Origin of the sequence: Burkholderia sp. AU39826 (genome assembly GCF_020419965.1) — a bacterium.
In the GTDB taxonomy this organism is placed as follows: Bacteria; Pseudomonadota; Gammaproteobacteria; order Burkholderiales; family Burkholderiaceae; genus Burkholderia; species Burkholderia semiarida.
The window spans coordinates 164,837-178,909 of record NZ_JAIZQG010000001.1 but is presented as its reverse complement, the minus strand read 5'-3'; the positions used below and the strand labels follow the sequence as shown (position 1 = coordinate 178,909).

The 14,073-nt window shown below is 68.2% G+C and carries 16 protein-coding genes; 12 read left to right on the top strand and 4 right to left on the bottom strand.

Translation table 11 applies throughout. The annotated features are described in order from the left end of the window. Positions 1-109: 109 nt before the first annotated feature. From LGM42_RS00880 to LGM42_RS00865, 4 genes are all read left to right on the top strand, one after another. The gene (locus tag LGM42_RS00880) at positions 110-982 is read left to right on the top strand and encodes a LysR family transcriptional regulator (protein WP_226231702.1); all 873 of its coding nucleotides are present in this window, start codon (positions 110-112) and stop codon (positions 980-982) included. A gap of 80 nt (positions 983-1,062) precedes the next feature. Then, positions 1,063-1,635, top strand: coding sequence for a GNAT family N-acetyltransferase (locus LGM42_RS00875; protein WP_226231318.1), 573 nt, complete (start codon positions 1,063-1,065; stop codon positions 1,633-1,635). A gap of 9 nt (positions 1,636-1,644) precedes the next feature. Further along, a complete protein-coding gene (locus LGM42_RS00870; RefSeq protein ID WP_059584919.1) occupies positions 1,645-2,493 on the top strand; it encodes a MerR family transcriptional regulator in 849 nt (282 codons plus the stop codon). Positions 2,494-2,616: 123 nt separating this feature from the next. After that, a complete protein-coding gene (locus LGM42_RS00865; RefSeq protein WP_059639649.1) occupies positions 2,617-3,597 on the top strand; it encodes a sulfonate ABC transporter substrate-binding protein in 981 nt (326 codons plus the stop codon). 79 nt (positions 3,598-3,676) lie between these two features. On the opposite strand, the gene speB is transcribed toward LGM42_RS00865, so the two are convergent. Beyond that, positions 3,677-4,645, bottom strand: a complete 969-nt coding sequence (speB, locus tag LGM42_RS00860) for an agmatinase (protein ID WP_226231317.1) — start codon at positions 4,643-4,645, stop codon at positions 3,677-3,679. 359 nt (positions 4,646-5,004) lie between these two features. Here speB and LGM42_RS00855 point away from each other — a divergent pair, with 359 nt between their 5' ends. The 5 genes from LGM42_RS00855 to LGM42_RS00835 all read left to right on the top strand — a co-directional run bounded on the left by LGM42_RS00855 (position 5,005) and on the right by LGM42_RS00835 (position 10,293). Further along, complete coding sequence (locus tag LGM42_RS00855; protein WP_226231316.1) at positions 5,005-5,676, top strand: lysoplasmalogenase; 672 nt, start codon at positions 5,005-5,007, stop codon at positions 5,674-5,676. A gap of 246 nt (positions 5,677-5,922) precedes the next feature. Then, positions 5,923-7,503: a flavin-containing monooxygenase gene (locus LGM42_RS00850; protein WP_124657881.1), complete on the top strand. Its 1,581-nt coding sequence runs from the start codon at positions 5,923-5,925 to the stop codon at positions 7,501-7,503. A 21-nt stretch (positions 7,504-7,524) separates the two neighbouring features. After that, a complete protein-coding gene (locus LGM42_RS00845) occupies positions 7,525-8,448 on the top strand; it encodes an SDR family NAD(P)-dependent oxidoreductase (protein ID WP_226231315.1) in 924 nt (307 codons plus the stop codon). Next, a complete protein-coding gene (locus LGM42_RS00840) occupies positions 8,445-9,350 on the top strand; it encodes a metal-dependent hydrolase (RefSeq protein WP_226231314.1) in 906 nt (301 codons plus the stop codon). Before LGM42_RS00845 ends, LGM42_RS00840 begins: the two co-directional genes overlap by 4 nt. A gap of 4 nt (positions 9,351-9,354) precedes the next feature. Then, a complete protein-coding gene (locus LGM42_RS00835) occupies positions 9,355-10,293 on the top strand; it encodes an alpha/beta fold hydrolase (protein WP_226231313.1) in 939 nt (312 codons plus the stop codon). On the opposite strand, the gene LGM42_RS00830 is transcribed toward LGM42_RS00835, so the two are convergent. The 3 genes from LGM42_RS00830 to LGM42_RS00820 form a co-directional block, all read right to left on the bottom strand. Then, complete coding sequence (locus LGM42_RS00830) at positions 10,254-10,808, bottom strand: putative glycolipid-binding domain-containing protein (RefSeq protein ID WP_226231312.1); 555 nt, start codon at positions 10,806-10,808, stop codon at positions 10,254-10,256. The genes LGM42_RS00835 and LGM42_RS00830 overlap by 40 nt on opposite strands. A gap of 246 nt (positions 10,809-11,054) precedes the next feature. Continuing rightward, complete coding sequence (locus tag LGM42_RS00825; protein WP_226231311.1) at positions 11,055-11,471, bottom strand: type II toxin-antitoxin system VapC family toxin; 417 nt, start codon at positions 11,469-11,471, stop codon at positions 11,055-11,057. Next, positions 11,462-11,716 (bottom strand): type II toxin-antitoxin system Phd/YefM family antitoxin, encoded by a 255-nt coding sequence (locus tag LGM42_RS00820; RefSeq protein WP_059584911.1) that lies wholly within the window; start codon positions 11,714-11,716, stop codon positions 11,462-11,464. Before LGM42_RS00820 ends, LGM42_RS00825 begins: the two co-directional genes overlap by 10 nt. 458 nt (positions 11,717-12,174) lie before the next feature. Between LGM42_RS00820 and LGM42_RS00815 the strand changes: the two genes are divergently transcribed. The 3 genes from LGM42_RS00815 (at position 12,175) to LGM42_RS00805 (ending at position 14,070) form a co-directional block, all read left to right on the top strand. After that, positions 12,175-13,065, top strand: a complete 891-nt coding sequence (locus LGM42_RS00815) for an urea transporter (protein WP_226231310.1) — start codon at positions 12,175-12,177, stop codon at positions 13,063-13,065. Continuing rightward, positions 13,043-13,816: a class II aldolase/adducin family protein gene (locus LGM42_RS00810; RefSeq protein WP_226231309.1), complete on the top strand. Its 774-nt coding sequence runs from the start codon at positions 13,043-13,045 to the stop codon at positions 13,814-13,816. Before LGM42_RS00815 ends, LGM42_RS00810 begins: the two co-directional genes overlap by 23 nt. A gap of 65 nt (positions 13,817-13,881) precedes the next feature. Then, positions 13,882-14,070, top strand: coding sequence for a 4-oxalocrotonate tautomerase (locus LGM42_RS00805; protein ID WP_011547447.1), 189 nt, complete (start codon positions 13,882-13,884; stop codon positions 14,068-14,070). Positions 14,071-14,073: the final 3 nt, after the last annotated feature.

Here is a 14,073-nt window from a genome sequence, read left to right as displayed (position 1 = left end):
AGTGACACGATCATCCCATCGTGCATAATTCGACGGAATTCACGTTTAACGCCCACCTACTGTGCAAAATTCGACCGACCGCGATCTTGCCGTCTCGCCCGTGCTGCCGATGAGCTGGGACGACATCCGCTACTTTCTGGCGGTGATGCGCGGCGGCAGCCTGTCGGCCGCCGCCCGCGCGCTGCAGGTCCAGCATTCGACGGTCGCGCGGCGCATCGACGCGCTGGAATCGGCGCTCGGGATCCGGCTGTTCGATCGGCTGCCGCGCGGATGGCCGCCGACCGACGAAGGGCTGCACCTCGCCGAGCACGCCGCCCGCCTCGAAGCCGACGCGCATGCGTTCGCGCGCGCCGCGCAGGGCGCGACCGCGCTCGACGGCGTCGTGCGCGTATCGGCGTCGCCGGTGTTCGCGAGCCATTTCCTCGCGCCGCGCCTGGCCCGTGCGCAGCGCGCGTGGCCGGCGCTGCGGATCGACCTGATGGGCGAGATGCATGCGGCGAACCTGTATGCGCGCGAAGCCGATCTCGCGGTGCGGCTGTCGCGGCCGAGCGAGCCGGGGCTCGCCGCGCGCCGGCTCGGCACGATGCGCTTCGCGCTGTGCGCGGCACCGGAATGGGCGGATGCGCCGCCCGACACCTGGCCGTTCGTCGGCTACGACGACGCGCTCGCGCAAACGCCGCAGCAGCAGTGGCTCGAACGCTTCGCGGCCGGGCGCCGCTTCGCGTTCATCGCCAACGATCTGGCCGCGCAACATCGCGCGTGCGCAGCCGGGGCCGGCGTCGCGCTGCTGCCGCGCTTTCTCGTCGACGATCCAACGGCGCACGCCGGCGCGCCGCTCGTCGAGCTGACGGCCGCCCCGCGTTGCGACATCGCGCGCGAGATCTGGCTCGTGGTTCATCCGGACGTGCGCCGATCGCCGCGCGTGCAGCGCGTCGCCGACGCGATCGCCGACGCGGTGCATGCGGCGGACGGCCGCCTGTAAGCCGCCGAAACCGCAAACGGCTTTGCCACGCGCGTCGGCGGCCGGCATAGTAGCGCTTTCACTTCATTCGCCCCGCCGCCATGTCCACCGCCTCCGCCTCCGCCTCCGCCTCCGTCGTGCGTGACGCGACCGACGCCGACCTCGATGCCATCCATGCGATCTATGCGCACCACGTTCGCCACAGCGTCGCGTCGTTCGAGGAAACACCGCCCGACGTCGCCGAACTGCGCGTACGCCGCGATGCGGTGCTGAACCACGGGCTGCCGTACCTCGTCGCCGAATGCGACGGCCGCGTGGCCGGCTACGCGTACGCGACGCCGTACCGCACGCGCAGCGCGTACCGCTTCACGATCGAGGATTCGATCTACATCGACGATGCGCAACGCGGGCGCGGAATCGGCCGCGCGTTGCTCGCGGCGCTGATCGCGCGCTGCGAAGGCGGCCCGTGGCGGCAGATGATCGCGGTGATCGCCGACGGCGGCACCGGCGGCTCGACGTCGCTGCATCGCGCGTTCGGTTTCGAGCCGGCCGGCCTGTTGAAAGCGGTCGGCTTCAAGCACGGCCGCTGGATCGACACGGCGCTGCTGCAGCGCCCGCTCGGCGACGGCGCGAACACGCGCCCCGCCTCGCCCGAGCCTGCCGCGGCGCGCTAGAATGGCCGCATGTCAAAACAGACTCATTCCACGCCCGACGAGGCCGCGCCGGATTCCCGCAACGAATACACGGTCGACGAGCTCGCGCGCGTGTCCGACACCACCGTGCGCAACGTCCGCGCCTACCAGGATCGCGGGCTGCTCGCGCCGCCGGAGAAACGCGGGCGCGTCGGCATCTACGACGACACGCACGTCGCGCGCCTGAAGCTGATCAACCATCTGCTCGCGCGCGGCTACACGCTGTCGAACATCCAGGATCTGATCAAGGCGATCGACGAAGGCCACGATCTGCGCTCGATCCTCGGCCTCGAGAATGCGATCGGCGGCCGCTGGTCGCACGAGTTGCCGAAAACCTACTCGCTCGCGCAACTCGCGCAGATGTTCGGCCCGCAGGCGACCACGCAACTGTCGCGCGTGACCGAGCTCGGGCTGCTCGAACGGCGCGGCCTGTCGTTCGTCGCGAAGAGCCCCGCGCTGCTCGAGGCGGCGGCCGCGATGACGAAGGAAGGGATTCCGCCGCGCGAGCTGCTCGACGTGATCAGCCTCGCGCGGCCGCATTTCGACGCGATCGCGCGCCTGCTCGTCGATCTCGTCGTGAAGCGGCTCGACCGCTACGACGCCGGCACGCTGCCGCCGGCCACCGACGTGCCCCAACTGGTCGACGCGATCTGGCGCCTGCGCCCGCTCGCGGCCGTGTTCGTCGAAGGCGAGACGAACCGCGCGCTCGAAACCGCGGCCGGCGCATATCTCGGCGGGCGGGTCGCGACGATCCTCGACAAGAAGCTCAGCGACGAAGCAGCGCGGCAGTCCGGCACGACGGACACGCCCGATCCGGCGGGCGGCGGCGACAAAGCATAGGCCCGACGCCGTCATATCCATATCGGCAATGCTTCGTTTGCGGGCGCGATCGCCCGTGCGACGATTCTTCCAACCGAGCGGCGCCGGCCGCTCCCCGAAGATGCCTCGCATGGAGTTCGTTCGATGATTCGTTTCACCCGCTGGATCACCCGCGCCGCCGCCGTCTCGCTCGTTGCCCTGTCCGCCGCGTCGGCGTTCGCGCAAGGCGGCGCCGACAAGATCGTGCGCATCGGTTATCAAAAGGCCGGCCTGCTGTCGGTCGTCAAGGCGCAGGGCGCGCTCGAAGCGCGGCTCAAGCCGCTCGGCTATGGCGTTCAATGGTTCGAATTCCCGGCCGGCCCGCAACTGCTCGAGGCGCTGAACGCGAACAGCATCGACTTCGGCTACACGGGCGCGCCGCCGCCCGTGTTCGCGCAGGCGGCCGGCGTGCAGTTCGTCTATGTCGGCGCGGAACCGCCGGCGCCGCACAACGAAGCGGTGTTCGTGAAGGCCGATTCGCCGATCCGGACGGTGGCCGGCCTGCGCGGCAAGAAGGTCGCATTGCAGAAAGGCTCGAGCGCGAACTACCTGCTGCTCGAGGCGCTGAAGAAAGCCGGCGTGCGCTATGACGAAATCCAGCCGGTGTATCTCCCGCCGGCCGATGCGCGCGCCGCGTTCGAAAGCGGCAACGTCGATGCGTGGGCCGTGTGGGATCCGTACTACGCGGCCGCGCAAAGCGCGCTGAAGGTGCGCACGCTGTCCGACTACACGGGGCTCGCCGCGACCAACAATTTCTACGAGGCGACGCGGAGTTTCGCGCAACAGCATCCCGACGTGGTCGGCGCGATCCTGAAACAGGCGCGGGAAACGGGCCAGTGGGTCAACGCGCATCCGGCCGACACGGCCGCGCTGCTTGCGCCGAAGGTCGGGTTGCCGCAGGCGCTCGTCGAGACGTGGATCAAACGCGTGCCGTTCGGTGCGGTGCCGATCGACGAACGCATCGTCGCCGCGCAGCAAGGTGTGGCCGATGCGTTCCACGCGGCGAAGCTGATTCCGCAGAAACTGAGCGTGGCCGAAAACGCCTGGGTCGACAAAAGCGTGGCGGGTGCGCTGGCGGCGAAGTAACGCGCGCGGCCCCCTGCATCGGCAGGCCGGCCGGGCGCGCTGCCCCGCCGGCCGCTGTCGCGTGCCGCGCGCCACGCGCTCAACGCAACGCCCCCGCCACCTTCTTCTGCCGCCACAGACACAGCAGATCGCACGCCACATGCGCGGCCGCGATCGCCGTGATGTCCGCGTGATCGTACGCCGGCGCCACCTCCACGACGTCCGCCCCGACCAGATTCACCGCCCCGAGCGCGCGCACGATCGCCAGCGCCTGCGCGGACGACAACCCGCCCGCGACCGGCGTCCCCGTTCCTGGCGCGAACGCCGGATCGAGGCAATCGATATCGAACGTCAGGTATGCAGGCCGCGTACCGACGATCTCGACGATGCGCTCGACCGCCGCCCGCGCACCCTGGTCATGCACCCACGCGGCATCGAGCCGCTCGATCCCGAGAAAATCGTCGTTCCACGTACGAATGCCGACCTGCACCGACGTCGCGGGATCGATCAGCCCTTCCTTCACGGCCTTGTAGAACATCGTCCCGTGATTGAGGCTGTCCGGGTCGTCGTCGGCCCACGTATCGCAATGCGCGTCGAAATGGATCAGCGACAGCGGCTTGCCGTGGCGCTCCGCGTGCGCGACCAGCAGCGGATACGTGATGTAGTGGTCGCCGCCGAGCGTCAGCATCTTCGCGCCCGAGCGCAGGATCGTGCGCGCATGCTCGACGATCGCCGGCTTGATCGACAGCGGATTGTGCGCGTCGAACCAGCAGTCGCCGTAGTCGACGGCCGCGAGGTCGTCGAACGGATCGAAGCCCCACGGATACGGGTTGAGCTCCGCGAGCTGCACGCTCGCCGCGCGGATCGCGGCCGGCCCGAGCCGCGCACCGGAGCGATAGGTCGTCGCGAGATCGAGCGGCACGCCGGAGATCGCGACGTCGACGCCGTCGAGCGCGCGCGAGTAATTGCGGCGCATGAACGACAGCACGCCCCCATAGGTGTTTTCGATCGAGGAACCGTACGGCGTCGTGCGACGGATCGCGCCGTCGCCGTGGAGAAGTTCGGTCATGGTCGGACCTGTTTTCGTGGCGGCCGCGCCGCCCCGCTTCGAACGAGCGCGCGGGCCGGGCACGGCGGGGATTCATCGGGCATGCATCGGCTCGCGCATTCAGTCGCGAGGCGACGCGGGACATCGACAGCGACAACGGCAATACCGCGGCGATCATAGCAAGCCGAATCGCAGCCGTTGCCCCGGTTCCGCCGGGGCAACGCGCGGAAAAATCCGGTGCCGCAGCGCAGGCCGCCGTCGTCGTTTCCTAGAAGGATTCGCCGGTTTTGGCGTGCTCGTTCTTCCGGATAATGGCCGGCAGCCGCGCCCCTGACGGCGCGTCGTCCACCGCAGACGACAACAAACCGGAGACACCCGCCTTGATCGCCACGCTTCCCGCCACCTACCGCCGGCTCTGGCCGCTCGCCATCGCCGCGGCGCTGCTGTACGGGCTGTCGCTCGCCGCCGCCCCCTATCCGGGCCAGGCCGCCGCGAAAGCCGCGATGGGCATCCTGCTGCTCGCGGCGGGCAGCACCTGCGGCGCGCCGCGCGAACGCGTATGGCTGTGCGCGGCGCTCGCGGCCGCCGTGCTCGGTGACGTGCTGCTCGCGCTGCCCGACTGGCCGCTGTCGTTCGTCCTCGGCCTCGGCGCATTCCTGCTCACGCACGTGTGTTATTGCGCGATCTTCTTCCGATGGCGCGCGCGGCCGCACGGCTGGCGCATCGTTGCGCTCGTCGGGCTGTGGATCGCCGCGCCGGCGTTCTACGCGGCGTTCTTCCCGCACCTCGGCGAGCTGCTGGCGCCGGTCGCCGTCTACATGCTCGTGCTGTGCATGATGGCGAGCTTCGCGCTCGCCGCCCGCACGCGCGGCCCGCTGGTCGCCATCGGCAGCCTGATCTTCGTCGGCTCCGACACGCTGATCGGCGTCGGCCGCTTCCTCGGCGTTTTTCCGGGCATCGACTATCTGATCTGGGGCCTCTATGCGCTCGCGCAGGTCACGATCGTGGCCGGGGTTTTCCATGAGATCGCCGGCCGGTCGATCAGCCCCTGATACCGTTTCAAACGGGCCGCCGCGCGCGGGCGGCCCCGGTTTTCCCCTGTCTTGCCCTGCCGACGGCCTTTTCCGCTCATCCCGCATTGCGGAAGCCGGACCGTTCCAAACCCCGCTCAGCCTTTTCCCGTCTGGCTTCCGGCCCTTAGAGCGCCGCCTCTACCCTCTTGCGGTTTCCGGGTTCACCCACTATCGTTACATCAATCAATGTAACATTAAAAAATGAGCCAGATCGGAGACACCCGGATGAATGCTCGCACGTTGCCTTTCGGTCCACCCGGCCACGACGGCCTGGACGAAACCATCGACATCGCCATCATCGGCACCGGCTTTGCCGGCCTCGGGATGGCGATCCGCCTGAAGCAAACGGGCGTGACCGACTTCGTCGTCCTCGAGAAGGCCGCGTCGGTCGGCGGCACATGGCGCGACAATCATTACCCCGGGTGCGCATGCGACGTGCAATCGCATGTCTACTCGTTCTCGTTCGCGCCGAACCCGCGCTGGACGCGCATGTTCGCGCCGCAGCCGGAGATCCGCGCGTATCTGGAAGACTGCGTGCAGCGCTTCGGCATCGGCCCGTACCTGCGGCTGAATCACGAGTTGCAGCGCGCCGAGTACGACGAAGCCGCGCAACGCTGGCGCCTCACGTTCGCGAACGGCAAGCGGCTGTCCGCGCGCGTGCTGGTGTCGGGAATGGGCGGGCTGTCGCGCGCCGCGCTGCCGGCGATCCCCGGTGTCGAAACCTTCCAGGGCCGCGCGTTCCATTCGCAGCAGTGGGATCACGACTATCCGCTCGAAGGCAAGCGCGTCGCGGTGATCGGCACCGGCGCGAGCGCGATCCAGTTCGTGCCGCGGATCGCGCCGCGCGTGAAGTCGCTCGCGCTGTTCCAGCGCACGCCGCCGTGGATCATGCCGAAGCCCGACCGCAACCTCACCGGCTTCGAGAAATGGCTGTTCCGCACGCTGCCGTTCACGCAGAAGGTCGTGCGCAGCGGCATCTACTGGATGCTCGAATCGCGCGTGCTCGGCTTCGCGATCCATCCGTCGCTGATGAAGAACGTGCAGAAGCTCGCGCTGCGCCACATCCGCAAGCAGATTCCCGATCCGGAACTGCGCAAGGTGGTGACGCCGAACTACACGCTCGGCTGCAAGCGCGTGCTGATCTCGAACGACTACTATCCGGCGCTGTCGCGCAAGAACGTCGACGTGATCACGACCGGCATCGACCATATCGAAGCCGACGCGGTCGTGACGACCGACGGAAAGCGCCATGAAGTCGATTGCCTGATCTACGGCACCGGCTTCCAGGTGGCCGACCCGTATCCGCGCGGCGCGATCGTCGGCCGCGGCGGCCTCGACATCGTCGACGCCTGGCGCGACGGCGCGCACGCGTATCTCGGCACGACGCTGCCCGGCTACCCGAACTTCTTCATGATCGTCGGCCCGAACACGGGCCTCGGCCACAACTCGATGGTGTTCATGATCGAGTCGCAGATCGAATACATCCTCGGCGCATTGCAGGCGATGCGCCGCGAGCACGCGGACGCGATCGAGGTGCGCCCGCTCGTCGAGGCCCAGTTCAACAACGACCTGCAGGGCAAGCTGAAAAAGGCGATCTGGTCGACGGGCGGCTGCAAGAGCTGGTACCTCGACCCGCGCACCGGCAAGAACACGACGCTGTGGCCGGGCTTCACGTGGCGCTTCCGCCAGGCGACCGCGCGCTTCTCGATCGCCGATTACCACGCGTATCGCGCACCGCACGACACGACCGCGCGGCCCGCCGCCGCGCCGGCCGCTTCCGCTTCCACGTCCGCCGAAGCGGCCTGAGCCAGACAAGGAGCCACCGACATGAGAGATTTCGCCAACAAGGTCGCCGCGATCACGGGCGCCGGCTCGGGCATGGGCCGCGCGCTCGCGATCCAGCTCGCGCAGGCCGGCTGCCACGTGTCGCTCGCCGACAAGAACGGCGTCGGCCTCGCGGAAACCGAACGGATCGTCCGCGCGATCGCGCCGAACGTGCGCGTGTCGACGCGCGTGCTCGACGTCGGCGATCGCGACGCGATGTTCGCGTGGGCCGACGACACCGCGAAGGAGCACGGCAAGGTCAACATGATCTTCAACAATGCGGGCGTCGCGCTGTCGAGCACGATCGAAGGCATGGAATACAGCGATCTCGAGTGGATCGTGAACATCAACTTCTGGGGCGTCGTGCATGGCACGAAGGCGTTCCTGCCGCACCTGAAGGCGTCGGGCGACGGCCACGTGATCAACACGTCGAGCATCTTCGGGATCTTCGCGCAGCCGGGCATGAGCGGCTACAACGCGACCAAGTTCGCGGTGCGCGGCTTTACCGAATCGCTGCGCCAGGAACTCGACATGATGAAGTGCGGCGTGTCGGCCACGTGCGTGCATCCGGGCGGCATCCGCACGAACATCGCGCAGTCGAGCCGCGTCGCGAAAAACATGGTCGGCTTCATCGTCGAGAGCGAACAGCAAGGCAAGGACAGCTTCGAGAAGTTCTTCATCACGAGCGCCGACGACGCCGCGCGCACGATCCTCGCCGGCGTGCGAAATAACAAGCGCCGCGTGCTGATCGGCCGCGACGCGAAGGGCGCGGACTGGATGGCGCGCATCCTGCCCGCCGCCTACCAGGCGCTCGTCGTGCTCGCGACGCGCCGCGAGGCCGCGAAGGCCCGCCGCGCCGCACGCGGCACGCCGGCGCCGGTGCACGCCACCTACAACAATGCAGGCAATCAGGGAGAACAATCATGACGACACCGAACATGATGCCCGTGCGGCGCGACATCCGTTTCGCGCTGCCGCCCGAACGCGCGAAGGACTGGCATGTGCAGGGCGTACCCGTCACGCACTTCATGAATGCGCTGTCGCTGCTGTTTCCGGCCGGCGAACGCTTCTTCATGGATTCGGTGCGCAATTACCGCGACCGGATCGAGGATCCCGAGCTGAAGAAGCAGGTGGTCGGCTTCATCGGCCAGGAAGCGATGCACACGCGCGAGCACATCGAGTACAACGACCTGCTGCAGGCGTCCGGCCTGCCCGCGCACAAGCTCGACAAGCGGCTGTGGACGATCCTCGGCTTCTTCAAGAAGACGCTGCCGCATTCGATGCAGCTCGCGATCACGATCGCGCTCGAGCACTACACGGCGATCCTCGCGAACCAGTTGCTGTCGGGCCACGAGCACCGGATCGACGGGTCGGTCGAAGGCTATCAGCAGATGTGGATGTGGCACGCGATGGAGGAAACCGAGCACAAGGCGGTGTCGTACGACGTGTGGAACGTCGTGATGAAGCCGGGCCTCGGCAGCTACCTGCTGCGCACCGGCACGATGCTGCTTACGACCGTGATGTTCTGGACGATCGTGTTCGACTTCCACGTGCGGCTGATGCTGTCGCACCGCCGCAAGCATGGCAAGTTCGGCGGCATGTGGCGCCTCGTGAAGTATCTGTACAGCCCGAGGAATGGCGTGTTCCCGAGCATCGCGCGAGAATGGCTCGACTATTTCCGGCCGGGCTTCCATCCGTGGGACCACGACAACCATCAGTATCTGCAGGGGCTCGACACGCTGCTCGCCAACATCGACGCGACCAACGCGCGTTATGCGGCGCAGGCTGCGCCGCGCCGCGTGCCGCTGCATCCGGTTGCGCAGGCATGACGCGATGGCGCGCGCTCACGAGATGCTGACCGTCCCGTCCGGCGACGTGAAACTCGCCGTCTACGTCAGCGGGCCGCGTCGCGCGCCGCCGCTGATCCTCGTGCATGGCTACCCCGACTCGGCGGTCGTGTGGGCGCCGATCCGCGCGCGGCTCGCGAAGCGCTACCGCGTGATCGCGTACGACGTGCGCGGTGCCGGCGCATCCGATGCGCCGCGCCGCCGCGCCGACTACACGCTCGAGCGGCTCGCCGGCGACCTGAAGGCGGTGGCCGACGCAACCTGCGGCGGCCGGCCGTTCCACCTCGTCGGCCACGACTGGGGCTCGATCCAGTGCTGGGAGGCCGTGACCGACCCTGCGTTGCGCGGCCGCATCGCGTCGTACACGTCGATCTCGGGCCCGTGCCTCGATCACGTGTTCCGCGCGAAGATGCGGCTCAAGCAGAGCCTGAAATCGTGGTACATCGCGTTCTTCCATCTGCCACTCGTGCCGTCGCTGGTGTGGCGGCTCGGCGGCGCCGCGCTGTGGCCGCGCTGGCTGCAGATCACCGAGCGCGTGCGCGCCGAGCGCGATCCCGCGCAACTGAAGAACGCGCTGAACGGAATGCAGATGTACCGCGCGAACTTCATCGCGCGGGCCAGCAAGCCGCGTGAACGGTATGCGCAGGCGCCGGTGCAGATCCTGGTGCCCGTGCGCGACCGCTACGTGACGCCCGAGATGTCGGCCGACCTCGACCGCTGGCTCGGCGAGCACGTGCGCGAGGAAATCGACGGCGCGCACTGGATCGTGCTGCGCCATCCGGACCTGATCGCGTCGCGGATCGACCGGTTCGCGTCCGCGCATGAAGGGGCCGCGGTCGCGGCAGTACCGGCGGCGACGCCGGCCATGCGGACGGGAGCGGCCATTCAGCGCAGCGGCGGCAAACGCTTGAACAGCGTTTCGTAGTCGATCACGAGCCCGTCGTCGTCGATGTCCATCTCCGCCGTGAAATTCCGGAAGATGCCTTCGTATCGGTAGCGGCGGCCCGGTTCGATGCACGCATAAGCCTGCTTGACCGGCGTGACCTTCAGATCCGGCGTCGAGATGTACGCGACGTCGATCGGCCGTCGCTCGCCGCGCGCGAGGCCGAGGCGGCCGATCGGCAGCGAATTCGTGAACGGCGTCGCCGCGATGTCGATGTCGATGCAGCCGTCGAGCTCGTGCAGTTCGCGGCCTGAACCGTCGCGCCAGTGCCCGGCCCCGTCGCCGCGCAGTTCGAGCGTGCCACCGCCCATCACCTTGAGCACCGCGTAGGTCACGCGCCATTGCGCATCGCACTCGACGCGATACACCAGCCCGTATGCACGGCCGTACCGCTGGCCGACCACCGCGCTTTCGACGACGATGCCGGAATCATTCCGGTCAAACGTCAGATGTTCGATTCCGTCGCCCTCGAGCGACGCCCACCGCAGTTCGCGCATTCTGCCGCCTCCTTGTTACCGCACATCGAGGCATCGTCACACAAATCCCGGCTGTCGAGAATGCCGCCGTCGACGAGTCCAGCGCGCGTCATTCGTGTTCGGCGGCTATTGCCAGCCCCTCGAACGCCGATCGGATAGCTTCCACGACTCGCGCCGCTCCGCGCTCATCCTCGAACGGCGAACTCGGTCCACCCGGCGGCTGGCGCACCGTCCAAGGTTCAGTCCAGATTCACGCTCGCCACTCGTTCACGTTGAAGCATGTGGCACGCGCACGGTTAGCCCTGGCAAATCAGCGAAATCCGCGACGTTCAGCGTCATCAGCGCATAGCCGTGCTCAATCGCCTGCGCTGCAATCCACAGATCGTTGTAGCGCGGCCGCGGCGAGCGGCCCGCCTGCTTGACAGCAGCAGCCAGCACCCCGAAAGCGGCCGCAGTGTGGCGCGTGACTTCAAGCACAGGTCGGCGCTCAAGTTGGCGCAAATGGGCGGCGCGCCGCGCGCGTTCGGCAGCGTCCGCGCAAGCCTGCACGCCGAATGCCAGTTCGCCCAACGAAATCGTCGAGATGAACACAGGCGCATCACCCGCCGTGTCGATCACGGCACGCGATTCGACCGTGCCGCCGGCCAGCCCCACCCACACGCAACTGTCGATGATCATGCCCACGGATCACGAACTCCGTCTTCGAAGCCGCTGCGACTATCTCGCAGCCAACGGGCTGCGTCCTCGGCGTCGAAACTTGCAGGCAGGCCTTCGAGCGCTTGTGCGGCGTCCATAACGGGCTCGGCCGGGACCAGCCGCGCGATCACGGTCTGGTTGCGTTCGACCACGATCGTCTCACGGCGTTGGGCGACCTGATCGAGGATCTGGCGAGTATGGCGGGCCAGTTCAGTTGCGGTAATGGTGACCATGGCGTCTCCGGGACGAGTAATACGTATTGTACGTATTATACGCATTCAATGCCCGGTGCGAGAACGAACGGCTGAACGTGGCGGGCTTCGTGGGCGAGTCGAGACCCACAGTCCCCTTGCCGCACGGTTCTACAACAGCGCATTCGCGAGAGCAGACCTCGCTATCGAGCTTCGGTCCGCGTCCGGCGAGCGTGGTCGAACCGCAACCATATCGCCTTGAGATCACAGCCTGGTCGAGCTCTCGGAGCGATACGCGATTTCGTCCAACGTTGGGTCGTCGTGGTCAACATGACCAGAGCGCCGAGCCGCTCGGCGAAGTCGACTACCCCCGCGCCGAATACACACCGACCATGCCCCACATCAGGGCATCCGCCACAAATCCTGACTATCCAGAATTCCCTATTCCGGTGCATCGAAACGTGCCCTATGCTCGCGGCTTGTCCTGCTCCGCCGCCATCATGCCTACCGCCCGCCCCGCCTCGCCGTCGATCGACCTGCGCATCCTGCTGCGCGGCATCGGGCAAATCGTGCTGCAGGCGAACGCGCTCACCGGTACGCTGCTGCTCGCCGCGCTGGCGCTGACCGATCTGCGGCTCGCGAGCGCGGCGCTGGTCGGCTCGGCTGCCGCCAGCATGACGGCCGTGCTGACGGGCGCCGAGCGCCGCGACGTCGAACAGGGGCTGCACGGCTTCAACGGCGCGCTGGCCGCGCTGATCGCCGTCCTGTTCGCGCCCGGTCAACTCGCCGCCGTCGCGCTGGCGCCGCTGGTGGCGATCGGCGCGGCGCTCGTGCAACGCGCGATGCGGGTGCCGCTCGCCCGCTGGCGCCAGTGCCCGTATTCGAGCCCGTGCCTGGCCGTCACCGCGCTGTGGCTGCCGTTTGTCGCGTCGCAGCACGCGGACGGCGCGAGCGCCGATCCCGTGCCGACGCTCGCTTCCGCAACCGACGCGCTGCTGTCGGGCGTCGCTCAGACCACCTTCGCGCAAGGCGCATGGGCCGGCGCGCTGGTCGTCGCCGCTCTGGCCGTCGCGTCGCGCCGCGCGGCCGCGTTCGCGCTCGGCGGTGCGATCGCGTCGACCGTGCTGCTCGTCGCGCTCGGCGCGAGCGACGCATCGCTCGCCGGCGGCCTACTCGGCTTCAACGGCGCGCTCGCCGCGCTCGCGCTGATGTCGCGCGGGCCGCGTGCGGCGCTCGCGGCCGCCGCCCTCGCCGCGCTGATCCAGTGGCTCGCGATGCGCGCAGGCATTACCGTGTTCACGGCCCCGTTCGCGCTCGCGTCATGGGTGACCGTAGCCGTCGCGCGCCGCCTCACCCTCGGAGAACCCGATGTCATTCGCACACCGTCCTGATGCCGTGAAGCCCGGCGGCGCGATCTCGGACGCCGAACGCAAGCTGCGCGTCGACCTCGCCGCCGCGTATCGGCTCGTCGCGCTGAACGGCTGGGACGACCTGATCTACACGCATCTGTCCGCAACCGTGCCCGGCGAGCCGGGCCACTTCCTGATCAACCCGTTCGGCCTGACCTTCGACGAGGTCCGCGCATCGAACCTCGTGAAGATCGATCTGGCCGGCAACCGGATCGGAGACGGCGAGCACGCGGTCAACGTGACGGGCTTCGCGCTGCATGCGGCCGTGCACGCCGCGCGCGCGGACGCCGTCTGCGTGATGCACCTGCACAATACGGCCGGCGTCGCTGTGTCGATCCAGCGCGACGGGCTGTTGCCGGCGTCGCAGCACGCGCTGCGCTTTCATGGCGATCTCGCGTACCACGACTACGAGGCGCTCGCGTTCTCGCCGGCCGAAGGCGCGCGGCTGACCGCGAGCCTCGGCGCGAAATCCGCGATGCTGCTGCGCAATCACGGCACGCTGACGGTCGGCCGGACCGTCGCCGAAGCGTACGTTCTGATGGACACGCTGATCAAGGCGTGCGACATCCAGTTGCGCGCGCAAGCAGGCGGCGGGCCCCTCGTGCTGCCGGAACCGGCCATCGCCGAGCGCACCGCCGCACAACTGCGCGCCGGCGGCGTGATCGAGGGCGAACTGGAATGGCCGGCGCTGCTGCGCCGGCTCGACCGGGTCGATCCGTCGTATCGCGACTGACGCCGCATCCGCACCGTACCGAATCGCTCGTCGTCAATCGTTCAATCCCAACCGGAGCATGTGTCATGCCGACTTTCAATATCCAGCTGTTCGAAGGCCGCACCGTCGAGCAAAAGCGCGCATTCGTCGAAGCAATCACGCGCGTCACGTGCGAGACGCTCGGCTGCGCGCCGGGCTCGGTCGATATCATTCTCACCGACGTGAAGAAGGAGAACTGGGCGACGGCCGGGAAGCTGTGGAGCGATGAGGGTTGAGCG